At 74.8% G+C, this 630-nt stretch carries 1 protein-coding gene; it reads left to right on the forward strand.

The features are described from left to right. Window positions 1-66 precede the first annotated feature (66 nt). Window positions 67-630, forward strand: a 564-nt coding sequence (locus AC5RV2_RS18805; RefSeq protein ID WP_494093590.1) for a PfkB family carbohydrate kinase, incomplete at its 3' end; no start/stop codon positions are given.

A 630-nucleotide genomic window follows, 5' to 3' on the forward strand; every position in this document is an offset into this window, starting at 1 on the left:
GTTCGACGCCGAGGTGGCGCGCCTCGAGGCAGGCGCGCCGGGCAGGCGCGGGCAGGGAGGCCGGCCATGAGGATCGTGGTGGTGGGTGACGTACTGCTGGATGCGGACGTGGAGGGTGCGGCAACCCGGCTGAGCCCGGACGGACCGGTGCCGGTCGTTGATGCGGCCGAAACGACCTACCGCGCCGGGGGAGCCGGGCTGGTGGCACGGATGCTCGCCCGCGACGGCCGGGATGTCCTCCTGGTCACGGCACTGTCCGACGACGGCGCTTCCTCCCGGCTGCGCGATGCCCTGGACGGCATCCGCGTGGTCGCCGGACCATCCGGCGCCCCCACGCCGGTGAAAACCCGCATCCGTGCCGGCGGGCAGTCGGTGGTCAGGGTCGACGAAGGCTGCGCCCCGGCACCGGTGCCGGTACCGACACCGGAGATGCTCGACGCGCTCGAGACGGCCGACGCCATCATCGTGGCGGACTATGGCCGCGGCTTGGCGGCCGCACCCGGGCTGCGCGACGCCCTGGCCTCGCTGGTGCACCGGATCCCCGTGGTGTGGGATCCGCACCCGGCAGGCCCGGCCCCGGTCGAGGGCGTGGCCGCAGCGACGCCCAACCTGCCCGAAGCCCTGCGGATC

This window comes from Arthrobacter sp. Y3225116 (assembly GCF_059091245.1).